Source organism: Mesorhizobium sp. B3-2-1, assembly GCF_006439515.1.
GTDB lineage: Bacteria > Pseudomonadota > Alphaproteobacteria > Rhizobiales > Rhizobiaceae > Mesorhizobium.
This window is the reverse complement of the sequence record NZ_VFTI01000006.1, coordinates 29,538-48,818: the sequence shown is the minus strand read 5'-3', so window position 1 is coordinate 48,818 and position 19,281 is coordinate 29,538. Positions and strand designations below refer to the sequence as shown.

Annotated in this window: 13 protein-coding genes and 3 pseudogenes; 6 read left to right on the top strand and 10 right to left on the bottom strand. The window is 60.0% G+C overall.

Annotated features, from left to right (window positions below; genetic code table 11):
- Nucleotides 1–94 precede the first annotated feature (94 nt).
- From FJW08_RS08210 to FJW08_RS08200, 3 genes are all read right to left on the bottom strand, one after another.
- Nucleotides 95–2,191, bottom strand: a complete 2,097-nt coding sequence (locus tag FJW08_RS08210) for a pyrroloquinoline quinone-dependent dehydrogenase (RefSeq protein ID WP_140810098.1) — start codon at nt 2,189–2,191, stop codon at nt 95–97.
- Nucleotides 2,192–2,200: 9 nt separating this feature from the next.
- Complete coding sequence (locus FJW08_RS08205) at nt 2,201–2,656, bottom strand: hypothetical protein (RefSeq protein WP_140764484.1); 456 nt, start codon at nt 2,654–2,656, stop codon at nt 2,201–2,203.
- Between the two features lie 299 nt (nt 2,657–2,955).
- Entirely contained in the window at nt 2,956–6,315 is a 3,360-nt protein-coding gene (locus FJW08_RS08200) for a DEAD/DEAH box helicase (protein WP_181182873.1), read from the bottom strand.
- 241 nt (nt 6,316–6,556) lie between these two features.
- Here FJW08_RS08200 and FJW08_RS08195 point away from each other — a divergent pair, with 241 nt between their 5' ends.
- A complete protein-coding gene (locus FJW08_RS08195; protein WP_140764551.1) occupies nt 6,557–7,291 on the top strand; it encodes a Crp/Fnr family transcriptional regulator in 735 nt (244 codons plus the stop codon).
- An 18-nt stretch (nt 7,292–7,309) separates the two neighbouring features.
- Nucleotides 7,310–7,546: a hypothetical protein gene (locus tag FJW08_RS08190; RefSeq protein ID WP_140764490.1), complete on the top strand. Its 237-nt coding sequence runs from the start codon at nt 7,310–7,312 to the stop codon at nt 7,544–7,546.
- A 1,400-nt stretch (nt 7,547–8,946) separates the two neighbouring features.
- Here the strand turns inward: FJW08_RS08190 and FJW08_RS08180 are convergent.
- Both FJW08_RS08180 and FJW08_RS08175 read right to left on the bottom strand, forming a co-directional pair.
- On the bottom strand, nt 8,947–9,477 hold the full coding sequence (locus tag FJW08_RS08180) for a DUF1003 domain-containing protein (RefSeq protein ID WP_140764554.1): 531 nt from the start codon (nt 9,475–9,477) through the stop codon (nt 8,947–8,949).
- 255 nt (nt 9,478–9,732) lie between these two features.
- Nucleotides 9,733–10,164 carry an FAD-dependent oxidoreductase gene (locus FJW08_RS08175; protein WP_224597684.1) on the bottom strand — a complete coding sequence of 144 codons (432 nt, stop codon included), beginning with the start codon at nt 10,162–10,164 and terminating at the stop codon, nt 9,733–9,735.
- A 135-nt stretch (nt 10,165–10,299) separates the two neighbouring features.
- Between FJW08_RS08175 and FJW08_RS08170 the strand changes: the two are divergent.
- Nucleotides 10,300–10,443 (top strand): annotated as a pseudogene (locus tag FJW08_RS08170) (endonuclease/exonuclease/phosphatase family protein); the annotation flags it as partial.
- A 276-nt stretch (nt 10,444–10,719) separates the two neighbouring features.
- Here the strand turns inward: FJW08_RS08170 and FJW08_RS08165 are convergent.
- A complete protein-coding gene (locus tag FJW08_RS08165) occupies nt 10,720–10,962 on the bottom strand; it encodes a hypothetical protein (protein ID WP_140810096.1) in 243 nt (80 codons plus the stop codon).
- A gap of 952 nt (nt 10,963–11,914) precedes the next feature.
- Between FJW08_RS08165 and FJW08_RS08160 the strand changes: the two genes are divergently transcribed.
- On the top strand, nt 11,915–12,214 hold the full coding sequence (locus FJW08_RS08160; RefSeq protein ID WP_140764496.1) for a DUF1236 domain-containing protein: 300 nt from the start codon (nt 11,915–11,917) through the stop codon (nt 12,212–12,214).
- 311 nt (nt 12,215–12,525) lie between these two features.
- On the opposite strand, the gene FJW08_RS08155 is transcribed toward FJW08_RS08160, so the two are convergent.
- From FJW08_RS08155 to FJW08_RS08140, 3 genes and pseudogenes are all read right to left on the bottom strand, one after another.
- On the bottom strand, nt 12,526–13,023 hold the full coding sequence (locus FJW08_RS08155) for a response regulator (protein WP_224613781.1): 498 nt from the start codon (nt 13,021–13,023) through the stop codon (nt 12,526–12,528).
- The gene (locus tag FJW08_RS08150) at nt 13,020–15,698 is read right to left on the bottom strand and encodes a PAS domain S-box protein (protein ID WP_140810095.1); all 2,679 of its coding nucleotides are present in this window, start codon (nt 15,696–15,698) and stop codon (nt 13,020–13,022) included. Before FJW08_RS08150 ends, FJW08_RS08155 begins: the two co-directional genes overlap by 4 nt.
- A 1,245-nt stretch (nt 15,699–16,943) precedes the next feature.
- A pseudogene (locus FJW08_RS08140) lies at nt 16,944–17,979 on the bottom strand (IS110 family transposase).
- A gap of 154 nt (nt 17,980–18,133) precedes the next feature.
- Between FJW08_RS08140 and FJW08_RS08135 the strand changes: the two are divergent.
- Nucleotides 18,134–18,836, top strand: a pseudogene (locus FJW08_RS08135) (transposase); the annotation flags it as partial.
- Between the two features lie 167 nt (nt 18,837–19,003).
- Nucleotides 19,004–19,135: a hypothetical protein gene (locus FJW08_RS33240; RefSeq protein WP_263498634.1), complete on the top strand. Its 132-nt coding sequence runs from the start codon at nt 19,004–19,006 to the stop codon at nt 19,133–19,135.
- Here the strand turns inward: FJW08_RS33240 and FJW08_RS32345 are convergent.
- Nucleotides 19,121–19,264, bottom strand: coding sequence for a hypothetical protein (locus FJW08_RS32345; RefSeq protein ID WP_181182872.1), 144 nt, complete (start codon nt 19,262–19,264; stop codon nt 19,121–19,123). The two genes, FJW08_RS33240 and FJW08_RS32345, sit on opposite strands and share 15 nt — an antisense overlap.
- Nucleotides 19,265–19,281 lie beyond the last annotated feature (17 nt).

Here is a 19,281-nt window from a genome sequence, read left to right as displayed (position 1 = left end):
GCGTGGCCGATGTTGAATCCGCGACACGATCACAGCGCTGCAGCGCCCCCAACATGGGCTTGCCAACGGTCCCGACAAGACCGGCATTTCGTGGCTACGGCCCCGGGAGAGCGTAAGCGGCAACCTGATCACCGACCTGATGCTTCAGAATGGTGTTGCCGCCGGCAACGAACACGACGTATTCGCGGCCGTGATATTCATACACGGCCGGATTGGCCACGGCGGGCGCCTGGACGATGTCGGACCACAGTTCCTTGCCACTGGCGAGCGAATAGGCGCGTACCTTGGCGTCCATGGAAGCGCCGATGAAGATCAGACCACTTGCCGTCACCGCGGGGCCGCCAATCGTCACGGAGCCGAGGTCTTCGGGCATATAGAAGCCCCACTTTTGCGACGCCCCCATCGGCCGGCGCCACTTGATGTCGCCGGTGGTCATGTCGATGGCCGCGATTTCTCCAAAGGGCGGCGCCCAGCAGGGCATGCCAAGCCAATTGAGAGCGTTTCGCAGTGACATGCCGTACGGTGCGCCCTCCTGTGGATAGTAGCCCTGCTCATTGCCGGAATTGCCAGCAAGCCGCTCGTATTCGGCGCGGGGATAGAGCTTTATGGATTGGACGACGTGCGAGAAATTGACCACCGCAGTTTGGGTGTTAGGATCGAATGCGACCCCACCCCATTGCACTCCGCCCGCCGAATCCGGGTAAGCCAGCACGCCGTCGCCTTTGAGGGTGGGCGGGCTGTACATGCCACGGTACGAAAGGCTGTCCCATAACCGGCTGCACTCGCCCAGGCCGACGACATCAGCTATTCGCCAGATTGGTGGCTTTCTGGACTGGTCCAGCAGCGGCGCGGGTTTGGTCGGAAATGGCTGGGTGGGGGCGTAGACCTCCCTTTGCACGGCACCGTCTCCGGCAGGCACGGGGCGCTCCTCGATCGGCCAGACGTCTTTTCCGGTGCGCCGGTCGACCACGAACAGAAAGCCCATCTTCGTCGCCTGCATCAGGGCGGGAATCTGTTTGCCCGCAACAGTGATGTCCATGAGCGTGGGCGCCGAATTGATGTCGTAATCCCAGATGTCGTGATGAACCCACTGTCGCGACCAGACGACCTTGCCGGATTCCAGGTCCAGGGCGGTGGTGGACGTTGCAAGCGGTATCGGGTCGGTACGGTTGCCGCCCCAATAGTTCGGCGACGGGCTGGAGACTGGCAGGTACAAAAGCCCAAGCCCTTCGTCCACGGACATTGCCGTCCAGACATTGGCGGTGCCGGTGCGTCTGGCGATCCGCGACGGCAGCGCCGAAAACGACCACTGTCGCGCGCCCGTCTGCGGATCCAGCGAGAACACCGTGCCGGGAGGCGCCTCGGCATAGGCCCAATCCTTGCCGGCCCAGCCGATGATGACATGATTGCCCGCCACGGTCGGCGGCTGCAAGAGCGACAGCGGAAACTTGGCATTGACATCGTTCCACTGGTTCACGTCCAGCACGCCAGCCGAGCCGAATTTCTTGCAGAGCTGTCCGGTATCGGCGTCCAGCGCGAAGAGGTGCGCGTCCATGGTGCCGAGATACACGATCTTCTGACAGCCCTCGCCCGCAATGGGCTTCTTGCTCTCCCAGTAAGCGACGCCTCGGTTCTTGAGAGCCGGCTGTGTCAAGGCTTTCAAGGTGGTTTTGGACTCGAACTTCCACTTGATCGCCCCTGTGCCGGGATCGAGCGCCAGCACCCCGTAGAAGGGGGTCCCGATATAAAGCGTATCATTGGCGAAAATGGGGGTTGCGGACCAGACGGACGCCGGCAATGCGCCTGAGCCATCCGACATATCGCCGGTATGCACCTCCCATACCTTACGCAGCGAGCCGACGTTTCGCACGGTGATCTGGGTGAGCGGCGAATACTTTTGGCCGTTGAGTTGGCCGTGAAAGCTGTTCCAGGTCGGTCCAGGCGGGATCAGCGGAATTGGCTTGGGCGCAGGCAGCGGGGCTGTTGCCGCCTCCTTCGGCGATCCTGGATCCACGGCCGAAGGATTGCTGCCCCCGCTCGTCTCTTTCGGCTGTTTAGCGGCATCCGGTATGCCGCCCGGTTGTGACTCGGGTGAATTGTTGTCATTTTGGGCAGAGACGGGATGAAGGCCAAACGCCAGCAACAGAAAGACGGCAAAGCTCAGGGCCGAGCGGAAGACAGCAGTTCTCATGGTTGTGTCCTAAGTCTTGGTCTGGCGGAAACCTAGCGTGATCAACAGTCCGGCCAGCACAACGGCAACGACCGCCACGAGCCACCAAGCGTGGAGAAAGACGGCGGCAGTGAATGTGCCGAGCGCTCCCAGAAGGCCCAAGATCCAGGCCAGGATGAAAACGGGCCCGCTATTTCTGAAGCGCAAGACGAGGCCGTCCAGCGCAAGCGCCAAGCTGGCGATGAGCACGAGCATGGCTCCGGCGGATCCGGTTACCCCGGTCAACGGGGCCGCGAAGTAATAGAAGGCGATCGCGGACGCCAGCACCGCCGCCGTGATGATGACGAGCGGCCCACTAGCGGTGACGTGCGGCAGTTGATGGGTCTTCATGATCATTCCTGCGAGGTCTTGGGATAGCCGCCCGCGGGCGTCTTGCGCCTGCGGCGAGGCAAGTTTGCTAACCTGAAGCCGGACGGTCTGTTCCAACCGCGGCTTCAAGATTTGGTGAGCGGCGGAAGCGCGCGGCTGTGCGTAGGCCTCAGCGCTGGGCGGCCCGCGCCGCACCGAGGGCGGGCACATAGGCGAGCAATTCCGATAGGAAGATTTTTCTGGGTGGCTTCAGTTACCGCCATCGGCATTCGCGTCCGTTGGAAGGCTATCGCAGCCAATTCCTTTACATCAGGCATAGCGCGATCGGTAACGGCGATCGGGTTATCACCGTGGAGACCGGACGCGCCTTCGTTATCCATCGATGTTTCCCTTGGTCGACAGTCCCTGCCTCGGCCTTAGTCGCCCGGGAACCGATCGCGCCTGGATAGTCGGCTGGCGGCCCTGGCACGCAAGGCGCCGAGCACCGCGCGGACGGCATCGATATCTGAACCGCGAGGCGGGATCGATGGCCTGAAAATCAATCGACCGTTGCGGAACTCGAAGCCCTGTGCGTTCTTGAAGCGCCATTCGGATGCCACCGGTTTCTTACGGAAGGTGATCGCGATGGCTTCGGGCCCCACATCGATCTTGCTGACGCCCAGTTCCGCCGCGACTATGCGCAACCTGGTGAGTTCCAGAAAATCCGCGACTTCGCCGGGAATCTCTCCAAAGCGATCCTCAAGCTCTTCGCCGAATGCGTCGAGGTCCGTCTCCGAAGTCATGTGAGACAGCCTCGCATAAAGGCCGACACGCACCGTGGGCTCGCTGACGTAGCTTGCGGGAAAGGCCCCATTGCCGGGGCCGTTGATGTCGGCAAGCTGCTTGTCGGGATTGGCCCCACCTCCAGCCAGCGAGACAGCCCGCTCCAGAAAATGCTGATAAAGGCCCGCTCCGATCAGCTTCATGTGCCCGGCTTGATCTTCGCCGAAGAGGTCTCCTGCCCCGCGCAGGTCGAGGTCTCTTTGACTGATCGCGAGGCCGGAGCCAAGCCGATCGAGCGCAATCATGGTCGAAAGTCGAGCTCTTGTGCCTTCGGCCAGTTCGACGCCAGGCTCGGTCAGAAGAAAGGCAATGGCCTGCACCGCTCCCCTTCCGACTCGGCCGCGAAGCTGGTGCAACTGTGCCAGACCGAATCTGTCCGCCCGCCAGATCAGGATGGTGTTGGCCCGCGGTACGTCGAGGCCGCTCTCGATGATGTCTGTGCTCAACAGGACGTCGCCGTCACCGTCAGCGAATCCCACCATGATTTCGTCTAGCCGTCTCCCTTTCATTGCGCCATGCGCCGTCTTGACCGCGAGTTCCGGCACCAGTCTGTTTAGCTGCTGGCGAACCGGATCGATGTCTTCGATGCGCGGAACCACTAGGAAGCTCTGTCCGCCCCGGCGAAATTCGCGCAAAAGGGCGGCTCTAGCCGAAGCTGGATCGAAGGGCGCCAGGATCGTGCGGACGGGGCGTCTTTTGGCGGGCGGAGAGTTGAGGACGCTGACCTCCTGGACACCCGACATCGCCGATTGTAGCGTCCGCGGTATCGGGGTGGCGCTCATGCTCAGCGTATGAAGGCGGGGCGCCATGTTCCGCAGCGCCTGCTTCAACTTGACGCCGAACCGGTGCTCCTCGTCGATCACCAGCAGTCCCAGATTGGCGAAGATGACGCTCTTGGCAGCCAGGGCTTGCGTACCCACAACCACGGCGAGCTGGCCGCTCCGCAGCCGCTCCTTGACCGTTCTCGCCTCCGCCACTCCGATCATTCTTGAAAGGTGGGCGACCTCGAGGCCAGTTCCCGCAAATCGGCGGCTGAACGTCTCGTAGTGCTGCCGTGCCAAGACCGTTGTCGGCGCTATTACCGCAACCTGTTTCCCACAGAGGGCTGCGGCGGCGCAGGCACGCAGGGCCACTTCAGTCTTGCCGAAACCGACATCGCCGCAGACAAGCCGGTTCATTGTTCTCCCAGACGACAGGTCGTCGAGCACGTCGTGGATGGCGGCAGCCTGGTCGGGAGTCTCCGTATAGGGAAATTTCGCCGCAAACCGGGCCAGGTCCTGGCGGGAAGGTTTTATGATCTCGGCTGGCTGGCTGGACCTGGCCTTGGCAAGGCCCACCAGGCCCCTGGCTAGCCTGTCGATCTCGCGCAACGCAGCCTTGCGTCGGCTGAGCCACCCGTCGCTGTTCAAGCGATCGAGCGGCACCGCACCGGGCTCCGACCCGTAGCGCCATATAAGCCCAAACTCATCGACCGGAACCAGCAAGGAAGCTCCGCCATCGTATTCCAGCCTGACGACATCCTGTTGTTGCCCGGCCAAGTCGACCTGTTCGACCGCCACGAGCACGGCCAGGCCATGGTCCTCATGGACGACGACATCGCCAATGCGCAACTCGGGTTCGAGCAGGCTGGCCGCGCTGCCGTTTGCCTTCAAGGCAGGACCAAATAGGTCGGTCGCCGTCACCACCGCGACACAGGATTGCTCGTCGACAAACCCGTCGTCGATGACGAATTCAGCCTTGAGAAGAGAGCCGCTTTCGGCCGAACGGATTTGCGGCCAGTCCGCCGCCGCTTCCATGCGCCGGCCAAGCTTCCGATCGAGCAGACGATCCGCTCGGTGCAGTTCAGGGGCCTCTCCCGTGAACACCACGCTGACGCCCGACCTTGTCTGCCTTTCGACGAACTCGGCGAATTGATCCCGGGATCGCGCTTGCTGATAGAATTTGGCAACTCGGGTGGCCGAAACAGTAGCATTTGTTCTGCAGTGTTTTCGAACTACGGCGTCCCATTCCCCACGCGACAGGTAAAACTGTGCCGGCAGGGGCTTTTCTGGCCCGGTAACCTCTCGCCTGGCACGACGTGCGTCTTCGATCAGGTCCAGGAACCGATCGAGCGGCGGGCCCTCGAGACCTTCTGGCAAGGAGACACAGGCGCTGGATGCCAGATCCAATACTGATGGCATACCGACATACAAGGCGACAAGGCGATCTTCCATCGACGTCGCGCGCATGGCCGCCAACTCGGGATGGTTCCCCGCTTCAAAAATCAGTTCGGACGCCGGTCCAACCGTGATCGACTCACGCGGTCGTTCGCTAAGCTGGCTGATCGGGTCGTATGTCCTGAGTTCTCGGATGCGGCTATCCGGACCGAGGACGACGCGAACGGGGTGATGGGCGCCGGCGGGAAAAATATCCATGAGGTCGCCCCGAAAGGCTATCTCTCCCGGTTCATCGACTCTCTCGTCGACACCGTATCCGACCGCCTCGGCTCTCGTTCGGAAATCATCCGGGTCGAACCTTTGTCCGGGCTCCAGGATTGTGAAGCCGCTGGCGATGACTGGTGCGGGGGGCACTCGCTGCAGAGTGGTCTCGATCGACAGAACCACGACGCGCGCACGTTTGGGCTCGCTTGCGATCTCACGGAGCGCGCAAAGCCTCCGCCCCATATTGGCGCGTGTCGGCCACACCCTGTCGTAAGGCAGACAGTCCCATGAGGGCAGGAAGATGATGTCCGCGCTCGGCAGAAACTGATGCAAAGCCCCGGCGATTTCTTCGGCGCTGCGTTCCGAGGCGGTGATATGGACCAGATGTTTGTTCGGACCCTCCTCCAGCGAGTCGGCCAGCGCCGCCGCAATTGCCGCAGAAGGCGGGACGCCCTGTTCTCCCGGACGTTTTCTGTCATTCGACGGATGATCGGCCTCCTCGATAGTTTCCGTCCGCGAAATCGGTCTGTTCACTGAAACCTCACCTTGCACCCAGTGGTGAACGTCAGCGGAGCAACCCTGTTCCTGTGGTGCGCATTGAAGGGGCCAGGCAGTGGAGGCGCGTACGATTGATCGCGTTCCGTCAAACAGATCCTAAGAGGAAGCGCAGAACTGGGACCCCACGCGACGGTAGCCGGCTCGGAAGCCTTCACCGCTATCCGGAACTTTTGGCATGGATAAAAGTTCGGTAGGCAAAATCAGCTAGGTGGCCATTTTGTCTCCCACTTCATCCTCGGATGTACTTGTCCGCAAGCTTCAGACCATCTCGGAGATTCGAGAGGCTGAAATTGCGATTTTGAAAAGCATACCGATCCAGGAGAAGGATTTTTCGGCCAATTACGACCTGGTGCGGGAGGGCGACCATCCCGTTTACTCGTTTGTGGTTCTGGATGGTTTGGTCGGCTCCACCAAATACACCGGCGATGGAAAGCGACAGATCACATCTTTCTTCGTCGCCGGGGACATTCCGGATCTGCACGGGCTGCATCTGTCTGTCATGGATTGCAATTTCTCGACCCTGACGCCAGCCCGAATGGGCTTCATGCGACACGACGTTCTACGCAACCTTTGCGACCAGCACCCTCGCATCGCTACCGCTTTCTGGCGGTCGACGCTGATCGACGCCGCAATATACAGGGAGTGGGTTACCAATGTAGGGAGACGGGAGGCTTATCCCCGCATGGCTCACATTCTATGCGAACTCATCTTTCGCTTGCGATCGGTCGGACGCATTCAGGATCACGTTGCGGATATTCCCATCACCCAGGCAGCCCTTGGCGATGCATTGGGGTTGTCAACGGTTCACGTCAACCGAACGCTTCAGGAATTACGACGTGAAGGCCTCATCGCCACCACGGGGTCGCGAGTGCATGCAACCGACTGGCCCGGCCTCACCCATGCAGGAGATTTCGACACGACCTACCTGCACCAAAAGAACCCCGCAGCTTAGTTGTGACGGAAGCTCTCGATGGCACGTTTTTTCTTCGACAGCGGCGATCGCGATATAGTCTTGCAGGATGAGATAGGTGTCGAATGCGGTGGCATCGAAGAGATCCGCCGCGTCGGATTCGAGGGCCTTGTCGATCTGACGAGAGATGCATTGAAAAGCGTCGACGGAGAGCAATTGTTTGTCGAGGTGCGTGACGAAAATGGCGACAAGATTCTGCGGTTGAGCCTCTCACTTGAGATCAGATTGATGAGATGAATTCAAACCCGATGTCCGCACCGCGCCGCGGTTGCTCAACCGCTACTGTTTGTATGCATGAAAGGGAACCATCAGCGGCCCGCCAAGTTCGAACCCACGGACAAGCTCGGGTTCCAACATGGAAGAAATCGGCAAGCCGCAACAGAAGGCAATAGCCCGTCTTATACGTCAGTGGATTTCGTCGGACGCCAGCCGTCGCCAGCTTCGCCAGTTGCTGGATCTGCCGACTGATGCGGACATGCCCCGCGAGCATCGCTCACGGCTTGACGAACTCGACCGAAAGCTCGACGAGCTTGCCTGCAGGAAGACAAATCCAACTGGCACTCTATCGCGACGTGTACTTTCCAGGACGGTCACGAGGCGGAAGCTCTGAAGACGGAGACTAGTCCTCACCTTCCCAGGGGTTGTCGGGAAAGCTGTTCAAGTTCGTTCTCGTCCGTGATCCCGGCTTGATAATAAGCCAGGATGCGATGCGCGCTGTTCTCGCTCGGTTTCGGTCTCGTTTTTGAGATTGCTGCGTGCAAGGACGCGGCTCAGTACGGCAAGTTCTGTTGGGGTGAAGGCATCTCTATGCATCGCATCTCAACTCCCGCGCCATCCGCTTCGGACGGGGCCGAGGCGGCCTGAAGCTGTTGATACCAGCCTCTGATGCCGGAGAACAAGGATTGTACAACAAGCATTGTCCGGCGCGCGCCCTAACGCTGGACGGCAAAGAATGTTCCTCACGTCTTCGTAGAACGAAGCACAAAGCCAAATCGACCGGAGTAAGCCGCTTAGTGAACAGTCAGAGCCAAGGTCCGATCCCGGGGTGTGAGGTTCCAGACCTTGGTGCGCCTTTACAAATTGAGAAAAACCGCGCTGTCCCCACTGATACCTGGCATTGTCGAGTTGGACCTCCATAATGCCGAGCGACCTCCACCCCGAAGCGGATGTCGGTGAGCACGGCCTCGAACCTCTTGGGATTAGGCCGAATGCAGCCAGCGCCTCGGCCGCTTTTTCGCTGTCGACCTGGAAGCCAGGTTCTCCAAAGCTGACCCGAGGTCGAGCAGGATCATCGTCCCATCTTCGACGATCAGAACAGCGCCATCGCTCATCGGGATTTCCCCAAGTCGCACGACCACGACTTCGGCGTCAACTTGGTTCCATCTGACACGCATCGGTCTTTTGTTAGCTGAATTCGAAGCCTTACCCGCCGCAGGTTCGCGACGGAGCCACGAAAGCCCGCCTCGGGCAAGGCCGAGGCGGGCTGAAGCTGCTTTGTCAGCCTCAAGGCCCAGACAATGATGGAGGATTGCAGGCCTGCAACCGAACCTTGAACTGCAGCGAATGTTCCTCGCGGTGAGCTCTCGTTGGATCAGTCTCTGCGGCGCCCCACCCGACCCGGGCATTGTCGTTTTCGCTCAAGGTTCCTCCTGATCTCCGGAAGCTTGCTGGATTTGCGTCATCACCTGCCGGGGATCGACATTCTCGGCCAGTTGCGGCAGCTCCTCGTCGGCGGGTGTCGAAACCTTAAGACGCTCCGTCAACGCAGCCACCATTTCGATGAGCCGGGTGGTTTCATGCTCGTTGAGAAGGCTGATCTGCAGGTCCAGCTCCGCTCGGCGTTCGCTGTGTTCAGACATTCTGTTCTGATTGATGAGCACGAAAGTGGACAGGAAGATTGCCTCGACCGAGGCGGCCATGGCCAGGATTACGAAAGTCGGATCCCAAGCTGGGACGGCGGGAATCGCGCCAAGGTTCGCTACAATCCAGACGACAAGAATTGCAAGGTGCAAATAGACAAAGGTCATGCTTCCCGCGAAGCGCGAAATGGCGCCTGCAATTCGCACCTGAACGTCTTCGTGCTCCTCCTGTTGTCGCCTGTCGTCGACAAGCGCCTGTATGTTCTGGTGAAGCACCGACTGCATGTCGGCTGGAGGTTGGTCGGTCATGTCAAAGTCCGGCTGCAGGCCGTCAATCTCCATCAGACACCCGTCCGCCCGGCCGGCAAGCGCCCGTTTGGCGCGAACGTGATTGATCCGGCAAGTGCCGCCAATGCGGCAAGAAGCAGCACGGTCGAGAGCTTCGGTCCATCTCCGTCGAACGCCATGTCAGTGCCTGCGAGGAACTGTCTTGCTCGGTGCCCGCCGTGCCCAACCTTCGGGATGACAGCTTGTTCCCCAGACAAAGACAATGCTTGATACCGCTCAAACGGCAGGGAGGGTAAGCTCTCTATGGACATGTGACGCAGCGATCGCAGCCTGTCCAAAGGCGACGGCTATCTGGTTCAGCGCTTTTACAACATCACCGATGGCGTACATGCCGTCGACGGAAGTCCGCTGGTGCTCATCGACGGTGACGTAGCCCTCCTCGCGACATCTCGCGCCGACAGCAAGGGCGAGTTGGGAGCGCACCTTGCACCCCAATGCCGCGAAAACTGCATCGAAGCGGCATATCGCTCCACCTTTCAAAATCGCCGCACAACCGTCAGCAGCCGGGCTGTACCTGTCGAGAGTGTGATGGATGGCTATTCCTCTTTCGCCGGCCGCACGACGCGTGCTGGTTGAAAAGTCCGATGCGTGGGTCGCCAGCATCGCGACATGTGGTGTGAATCGACTGAGGAAAATGGCCTCTTGCAAGGCACTGTCACCATGCCTTCAGCCGCCACGGACGGGCTGCAGGCAATGAATGAGGATCTGAGGCCGCGCAACACGGGATTGCCGAACTCGCCAACGGAGAGCGCCATTTATGAACAGGTCGCCTTAAAGCTTCTGATGACCCGAGTCGCGACCTTGAACGTGAACGGCGTCAACGGTCGATTGCCGGTTCTGCTCAAATGGCTGAGCGAAACGCACTACGACATCGTTTGTCTTCAGGAATTAAAGACATCGGACGAAAGATTTCCAGCCGATGCCATCAGGAACGGCGAGCTCGACTCGCCCCGGTGACTTAAGAAATCCGGGCTCGAGCCGGACCTCATGACGTACGTTCGTCGCTCCTTTGGACCGTTCCGATTCCCCTGAAGCGGCGACCAGATCGAAATCCAGGTGTGACAACGAGATAAGTCGCCTCGTCGTAGATTTTCGTCACCCAACTGGTCGGGCCCGCGCCATCTACATCTCCGCAAGCATGGCTTCCTGGCTGAACGCTTCGCCTCTCTGGGGGCCAGACCGTGCGCACCTGACCGTCGGAAGTCAGGCTGCGTTGCTGCCTTCCATTTTCCAGTCGCCCTGACAACGCGCGCGCACGGCAATCATCAGCATGGCCGAATCCGTCATGCCATTCTGGAAAAGCCTGATCAGTTCTCTCGCGATGGAATGGGCCGCCGAGGCGTCCGGCAGAATGGCAAACTCCCGGCACATCGTGTCGAAGACCGCACGGAGCGTATCCAGGTCGTTCGGGTAGAGGGTGTCCGTGCGAATTGTGCGGTCAAGCATCAAACATCTCCAAACGAGCGAGAGCGCGTGATCTCCCAAGCAGCGGGGCCCGTTACATGCCGCTGACCTCACACTTATGCGACACAGCGCACAATGTGTCGCTAACCTTTGATGTACCGCGCGAAGTTTGCGAACAAAGGATTCAGGCTCTCGCTCATCCCCTGCCGCGCCCAACCACACGGAGCGGTTTTCCGGGTCCAAGAGCCCACCAAGCACAACGAGACGAGTTGAGGAAGGCGTCGCTTCTAGACACAAAACGCTGGCAGGCCACCTTCTGGAGCGACCTGTCGAAAACAGAGTCGACGAGGCCGCCATCAGCACACAAAGCGGCCGTGATCTCTGATGTTTTCAGAGAATTCCCGTGGTGAGGACTACGACGATTCCGATTGCTGCTACGGCCATGATCAGGATCATTGCAGCCTCGAAGCTTCTTCCGGCTCGGCCAATGTAGGCTATCATTTCGCGCTCCCGATGCGCCACACCTCTTCCCCATCTTCCTGAAGAAACACCCAAGGCCTGCTAAAGCCGAATTACCTATGTTAACGATGTGTAAAGAATCCTTGGCGCCTCTTCTAGGGCTCGCTCGCTACACTTGCGAGCAGCGGGCGAGCCCTATCCGCGCAGGAAGGGACATAGCTGCGCAGATCTCGTGGCCCCGTCAAACAAGGGCTATGCCGACCGCCAGGAAAGTAATCGCCATCGCGAATACGGGTGCCAGCAACCAGCGTGCCTGGCCAATACTTTTTTCCATGAGCTTCCTCCCCAATTGCGACTGTCAACGCCCCCAGTCATATGGCGGTTCCCTGGTTTTGCTGAACGCAGACCTTTGCAGCATCATTCCAAGCCCAAAGTCCGGGATGGAATCAGGCCTAAAGTGTGGGCTTGGAACGTTTCGGATTCGCACACGTTCGACCCAGGGCGATTGTGCCCAAGCTCACAGGAAGGCTTTCACATGAGAATGCATTTCACCGCTGCCGCCGCCTCGTTTCTGCTCCTTGCCGGTGTCGGCGTGGCTGCAGCCCAGGACGTCGTTATCGCCCCTGAACAGGACACGGTCATTCAGGAGTACGTGCACAAGCAGCCCCTCGCTTCCGTGGAAGTCCCCGGCGTCGAACTCAACATTGGCGCCGCGCTTCCCGACACCGTCGAGCTTCGCGAGGTTCCCAACGTCAAGTATCGCTATGTCGTGGTCCACAACCGGACAGTCCTCGTGGAGCCGAGCACCCGGAAGATCATCAAGATCTATAACTAATCAAAGTTCTGGTAGGCCCGTCGCTGAATGAGGCGACGGGCTGTGCCCGATTCAGAAATGATGATCGTCATATCGAACCGGTCAACGTCGCATACCGTGCAAAACAGGTGACCGAGCTCTAAGTCGGGTTGCAAGAAGCGCAGACGTAGAGGAGAATTTAAAACTTCAAAAGCTCGCCGCAATTGAAGGTGCGTCTGGCCAAGGTTCCAGGATGATCACAGCGGCGGCCCGACATGCCTCGTCGGTCGACCCCGCCGAGACGTGACAGCCGTCATGTACTCCAGCAATGTTGCAACTAGGTCAGCCGCTACTCAGTTCTGTTGGTCGAGCTCTTGAAAACCATTCCGGATGGCCTCGACCAGCACCATTATCGAGTAGGGCTTTTGCACCCAGCCAAGCGGCCTTGCCGCTTCGGCTCGGAGCTTCACTTCATGGTCGCCATGCGCCGTTGTGAATATGCTTCGTATGCCGTGGTCCCGATAGAGTTCCAGTGCGGCATCAATTCCGTCCCGCTTTCCCAGCAAGCGGATATCCATGAGAACAAGGGCAGGCCTTGTCGAGAGCGCGATGCTGACAGCTTGGTCGGCGCTAACCGCCGTTCCTGCCAGCGAGAACCCCGCCGCGGTCAGTCCGGCTTCCGCGTCGAGCGCAATCAGGTAATCGTCTTCGACGATCAATATCGACCTACCGGCCATGCGCGTTGCCGGGCCGGCGCCCATGTCGTCTCGCGAGAAAGCCAGCCGGGGTTTGAATGCTCGGTCGAACTCTCCGGCGGAGCTAACTTCGGTCATCACGGTTTCCGTTCTCAACGCCGATCTCCAACGGGGTTTGAGAGAAAAGTCACCGTGCATCGACATGGGCCTCGATGAACCTCGAAATTTCCGCCGATCTGCCGCGCGAGGCCCTCGACCAGCCGCAGTCCCGAGGACGTCCCGCGTACAGAGTTCAGGTCGAAACCGGAGCCTTCATCCTCGACCACCAGAGAATTGCCCTCCCCCTTCTTTCTGATGCTGACGTGGACGGTCCCGCCGACGCTGCCGTTCAGGCCATATTTCACCGCATTCGTCAAAAGCTCGTTGACGATGAGGGCCAGCGGCATCGCCACGTCGTTTGGCAGTTGAATACTGTCAGCTTCACAAACCAGCCGTACATTCTGTGGAAACATTTGCTTGGCAGTCTCGCAAACCGCCCCGAGGAAGGGCTGCGCGCTGAAGTTCCCCACGTCGGCGGTATCGTAAAGAACGCGCTGTGCCGCCGCCATCGCAGCGACCCGTTTGCTTGCCTCGTCTAGGATGTCGCGCGCTTCCGGGCTTCGGCTCGTCCTCGCCGCCACGGAAAGCAAGGACTTCAGCATCATCATGTTGTTCTTGACGCGATGGTTGAGCTCGTCGAGCAAGATCCGCTGCTGGGTCTCGGCCTGCTTTCGTTCGCTGACATCGACCAGCATGTTGATGCCGCCAATGACGTACCCATCCGCGTCCCGCATCGGTGTCGGATAGGGGATGAACGGGATCCTGGTTCCGTCCGGCCGCTCGGCAACCGCTTCGTATCCGCGGACCGGCTTACCTTCTCTCAACGAGATCGCCATCGGGCATTGATCGTGGGGAAGCGGCGTGCCGTCGGGCCAGAAGAGCTTCCAGCTCACGCACCATTCGTCACTGCCGATTACCGGGGTGCGCCCGGCAAGTGCAACCGCGGCTTCGTTGAAATAGGTGATCTTGCCATCGCGATCGGTGGTGTAGATCGCGGCAGGAATGGCGGCGAGCAGATCCTGAAGGTGACGCTGGCTGTCGCGTACCTTGGCTTCAGCTATTTTTTGAGCGGTTATGTCGCGCGCGATCTTGGAAGCACCGACGACACGGCCGTTTGCGTCTCGCACCGGCGATATTGTGAGGGAAATATCCACCAGTGTCCCATCCTTGCGGCGGCGCACCGTTTCGAAGTGGTCGACGAGTTCACCCCTGCGGATGCGGCCCAAGATCAGCGGTTCCTCGTCCAACCGGTCACCCGGGATGACAATGGTGATGGGCTTGCCGATCACTTCCGCGGCCGAATAGCCGAACAGGCGTTCGGCGCCTCGGTTCCAGGTCGAAATGATGCCGTTGAGATCTTTGCTGACGATCGCATCGTGGGATGACTCCACGATCGCTGCCAATTGTTGGGCGGCATTCTGTGCCTTCAGGCGCTCGATTCCAAAACCGAGTTGGCGAGCGATTGTGCGGGCGACCTCGACCTGGTCGGCGGAGCAATCCCATGGCTGGTCGAAGTAGGCCATGAACTTGCCAAGCAGTCGCCCTCCCTCCGCTATCGGAACGAAGCAAACCGCGCCGATGCCCTCGGCTCGGATTGTCCGCTTCAGTTCTTCCGGAAGCTCGGCTTTTTCCGTATCGCCCAGGCAAATCGGCTGAGGATCAGCGCAATCCGCCGGCCAGGGCGAGTGACCTTCTACCGCGGCGCGATAAGCGTCCGAGAGGCCTCGCCAAGCGACAAACTTCATGACCCCATCGTTCAACAACAGGATCGAAGCGCGCTGACAACCCAGCGCACGCTGGATTGCGTCGAGCGCAGGCTCATGGACGTCAGCCGGTGTGCGGGCATGCTGCAGCCTTTCGGTGAATCGATGCAGCGCAGCCTGCTCCTCCGCCCTTCGGGCAAGTGTGGCTTCTATCGCCTTGCGCTCGCTGATGTCATGCTGCACGCGCACCGCATAACGAAACTGCCCCTTGGCGTCGAAGACGCTGGAGGACGTCACGAGCGCCCAGAACAGCGACCCATTGTTGCGAACGAATCGCTTCTCCATCGTGTAGCTTTTTATCTCTCCAGCAACTTGTTGCCGGTACTGCTCGCGGTCGGATTTCACATCAGCCAGGAAGGTCCGATCAAAAATCGACCGTCCAACCAGATCCTCCGGCGCGCAGCCCAACAGGTCGCACAAGTGGGCATTCACCCGAAGCAGCCGGCCTTCGGCATCCGCCTCTACAATGCCCGTCCCAGCGCTTTGATAGGTGACAGCGAGCCTCTGCTCGTGTTCTCGTAACAACTCTTCCGCGTTGACCTTTTCGGTGACGTCAAGGCTAATGCAGCGCGTGCTGAGGAACCGCCCGCCAACCGCACGCACGTTGGATGTGATCTCCACCCAACGCACGGAACCATCCTTGGCCCGCAGCCTGGCGCGGTAATTTTGAAGGTCTTCGCGCCGCGACAGGCGGCTCAAAATTTCGTCGATCGCGGCAGGATCAGCATGAAAGTCACGAATGCTGCGGCCGACATATTCGTCAGCCGTGTAGCCGAGCATGTCCAGTTCGGCGCGGTTGGCGCGAAGAATGGTTCCGTCATTCGCAACCAGGTGGAGAGGGACTGCCGCATTCTCGAAGAAATCCTCGAACTCGCTGGTTACGACAAAATCGGAGGCCTGCCGTTCGCGGCTCTTCTCGTCGGCGAACCCCTTCACAAAGGCTCCGGCACCCAAAACCCTTTGTTCCATATAGATCTCGAACCCCTTTAACCTCCTTAAATTCACGAGCCGAAAAATCGTTCCGAATTAATACCGAGAGTGTTGGCCAGTCAGGAAGAAATGCGATTTGTACGCCAAGGCCAGCCTCGTCCGAAATGTCCTCATCGCTAGCGCGGCACGACCAATCCCCGATCTCTTGTTCGATTGCTTGATTTGGGGTTGGCCATCTGGACTGCCGATCCACCGCGCGCATCGCGCTTTTAAATATCAACCCGGCTGCGAGACGACGAAGCCGGCGCTGGCATCCGTCGGACATCGGCTTCCTGGCTGCCGTGCAAGTGTGAACTGGAACATAAACGCGCAGGGCAGGTTGGATAGCAAGAAGGAGACCTCAGTGATACGCTTACTCGATCAACTCGGTGCCTCTGTCTGGGTACAAGTTCGGCATACAGATTGGCGGGTGAGCAGGCCGTCTTTCACAAACGGGCCAAACTGTACGCCGCTCGTTTTCGGAGCTGGTACGCCACAGACTGGTGAACCCAAATAGTAAAGCTAGCGCCTCGGACCGCAGAGCGCACTCTCCGTGGTATGCGCCGAGCGTCAGCGCGGTGATGACGGCGGTGCTTTCTCAGCCTGGTAACCGCCGAGCAGCCGACGGTGATCACGCCGCCGCAGTGAATCCGTACCGTCAACTTGTCGGCTTCGCGATCGATCCGGATGATGTCCCAAACAAGAACGACTCTATCTCCAGCGCGGGTTTTAGGTGGCGGGTCGACCGAATAGGGCGGGTCATACGATGGAATGCTTACTTTGGCGCGTCCGCTAGGTAGGATCGTCGTGACCGTCCCCGTCAACGCGACCTCGTCACCGATCTCAAATTCCCGAGGCACGCTATAGGGGAGCATAGGCCTCCTCCGGCGCTTTCCGATATTAATGCCGGCAAACTGAGTTGGTTGCGTGAACTCGTAAGTCTCGCCCCTCGCTCTACTAGCTAGCAGGCTTCTCTGATTGGGGTCGTTGAGGTCAAGCTCCTCCTGATATTTTTCCGGATCATGTCGCCCCGCGGGTCACTCGCTTCTCTTCGCGGTCGGCGCGGAGCCGCCGCATGATGGGGTCAGGGAGAGCGAGGCGTCTCAATCTGTTGAACGACCTTGGAGAATTCCCCAGGATCGTGCCTGCTAACGAGATCGCCTTGCCCATCGTCCCACGGGAACGATCCGGATCACCCTCTCGGGCGAACTACTGTCTGTGTTCGTTTTTGTTCCTTGTTCTATTTCATGCCAATGTGGGGCCGGCGGCTTCCTTTCCAAAGCGGAATTCGGTTGCGTCGGCCCACATGCGATGCAGGATGACGGCCAGCTTGCGGGCTACCGCCACGCGGGCTCGCGCCATGCCGCGACGTTTGGCGATGTTCATGCCCCAGGCGCGCAAGCTCGACCATTTCTTCGAGCGCACGAGTAGCGAATGTGCTGCCTCGTAGAGGGCGGTGCGGGCGAGTTCGTCGCCGCAACGGCTGACCTTGCCCTGAATGTCGGTTTCACCGGATTGGTATCGCGCTGGCGTCAGGCCCAGATGCGCTCCCACTGCCCGCGAGGAGCCGAACCGCTCCGGCCGGTCGATCGTGGCGCGGAAGGTGAGCGCGGTGATCGGCCCGACGCCGGGCGCGCTCATCAGTCGCCGACAGACTTCCTCCTTGCGGACGATGTCGAGAACCTGCTTGGTCAGGCGGGCGAACTCCTTGAGCATGGAGCCGAGGATCGAAAGCAGCGGCTCGACCATCACCATCGCCTCGGCGTCGGCGCCGACCAGCTCGCGCACGCGATCAGCAAAGGCGGTGCGCGAGGGCGTGCCGAGCTTGATACCGGCCTCGCGCAGGATGGCGCGCACAACATTCTCTATGCTGCGCATCTCGTTCAGCACGGCGGGCCACCAACAGCGCGCGCCACAACCGGCATTGCCGGCTCTTCACATGCACCTGCCGATACCAGCCCGTACGCATGATCTGCGCAAGCGCGCGGGCATCGTTGCGATCCGTCTTGTTAGGCATCGTCTTCATGGCCGCATTGGCCTGGCGCGTCTCTATACAGATCGCAGGCAGGCCTTCGGCGCACAATCCATCGTGAAGCCAGGCCGTCAGCGAGCACGCTTCCAGCCCGATGCGCTCCAGCGGCAGATCGAGCTTCCGCAACGCCTCGGACAAGGCCTGCGGTTCGCTCGCCGCTCGTGTTTCCTTCACGATCCGACTGCTCTCATCAATGACGCAAATCGCGGTCTCTTCCAAAGATACGTCTAATCCAGCAAAATACTTCATGGCTGCTCCTTCCCGATGTTTGTGGCGCTCCAAGGCGACCACGTTCTAACATCCCGACAGGAGTAGCCGCCCTCAATCTGGCTCGGGCGAGACCCCAATCACCCCATCTGTTGAAAAAGGGCTCGCGACAGTCCCAGGTTCGTGATTCACTCTGATCACGAAGAGTGGAAGTGAATCGTGCGGGGCGGGCGGACAGGCGGGCGAACTGTTCAGCTACGTGGACCTGGAGGCGCGGGTGCGGCGGGATCACCCTTTGCGCCGTATTCGGGGGATCGTGAACGAGGCGTTGGCGGCGCTGGAGCAGGATTTTGCCGCGCTGTATTCGGGCGACCATCGATCCCGCCGGGGAAGCTGCTCAGAGCGATGCTGTTGCAGGCGTTCTATTCAATCCGCTCTGAGCGACTGCCCATGGAACGGCTGGAATACGACCTCCTGTTCCGCTGGTTCGTGGGCATCGGCATCGACGATCTGGCCTGCATTCGGTGTTCGCGACCGGCTGCTGGAAGGCGACATCGTGGCGAAGTTCCTGGCGGCCGTCCTGGCGCAACCCAAGGTGAAGAAGCTTCTGTCCACGGATCACTTCTCGGTCGACGGCACGCTGATCGTGGGCATCGATGAAGAGCGTGAAGCTTCCATGGCCAGAAGCGATCTAACAAGACGCATGCATCGACCACCGATCCGGATGCGAGGCTCTATCGCAAGGGGCGGGGCAAGGAGGCGAAGCTCTGCCTCATGGGGCCTGGGCTGATGGAGAACCGCCATGGCCTGCTGGTCGATGCTTGCCTGAGGCAAGCCGACGGCATGCCGAACGGGTGGCGGCGCTGCACATGGTCGAACCCTATGGTCGGCCGCTGGCGGATCGTCGAGGCCGATCTTTGGGATCGCGATCATCCCGACCTTGTCGATCCCGCCACTATCACCATCGAAGCGGGCAACCACGGTGAGATCGCCTTTCGCCCTGTAATGGCGTCGATCTCAGCTATGGCCCCAATATGGTATTCTTCACATGGGCCGGCTTCGACAAATGGACGAGGTCACTGGCGAGGCTCTTGCTGAATTGCTTGACGACGGCTCGATCGAGATCACATTCGCCTACCATCATGGCGCCGAGGCGATCCTCAAAGCCAAACGAGATATTTCTTCAACAGCCCGCTAGGCCGGCCATCCGCTCCTGGTAGGCCGGCTGCAGGGTTTGCGCAGATATGCTCACGCTCGCCATGCCGTCGTCCAGCACCTTCAGGATTGTCACGGTGAGTGTCACTTCATCGCCGATCTTTACTGCCATGGCGGCTGTCCATTTCG

Coding starts and splice junctions, on each gene's coding strand:
- FJW08_RS08210 (WP_140810098.1), bottom strand. CDS start 2,191: ATGAGAACTGCTGTCTTCCGCTCGGCCCTGAGCTTTGCCGTCTTTCTG.
- FJW08_RS08190 (WP_140764490.1), top strand. CDS start 7,310: ATGGCACGTTTTTTCTTCGACAGCGGCGATCGCGATATAGTCTTGCAG.
- FJW08_RS08180 (WP_140764554.1), bottom strand. CDS start 9,477: ATGACCGACCAACCTCCAGCCGACATGCAGTCGGTGCTTCACCAGAAC.
- FJW08_RS08165 (WP_140810096.1), bottom strand. CDS start 10,962: ATGCTTGACCGCACAATTCGCACGGACACCCTCTACCCGAACGACCTG.
- FJW08_RS08160 (WP_140764496.1), top strand. CDS start 11,915: ATGAGAATGCATTTCACCGCTGCCGCCGCCTCGTTTCTGCTCCTTGCC.
- FJW08_RS08150 (WP_140810095.1), bottom strand. CDS start 15,698: ATGGAACAAAGGGTTTTGGGTGCCGGAGCCTTTGTGAAGGGGTTCGCC.
- FJW08_RS33240 (WP_263498634.1), top strand. CDS start 19,004: ATGGACGAGGTCACTGGCGAGGCTCTTGCTGAATTGCTTGACGACGGC.
- FJW08_RS32345 (WP_181182872.1), bottom strand. CDS start 19,264: ATGGCAGTAAAGATCGGCGATGAAGTGACACTCACCGTGACAATCCTG.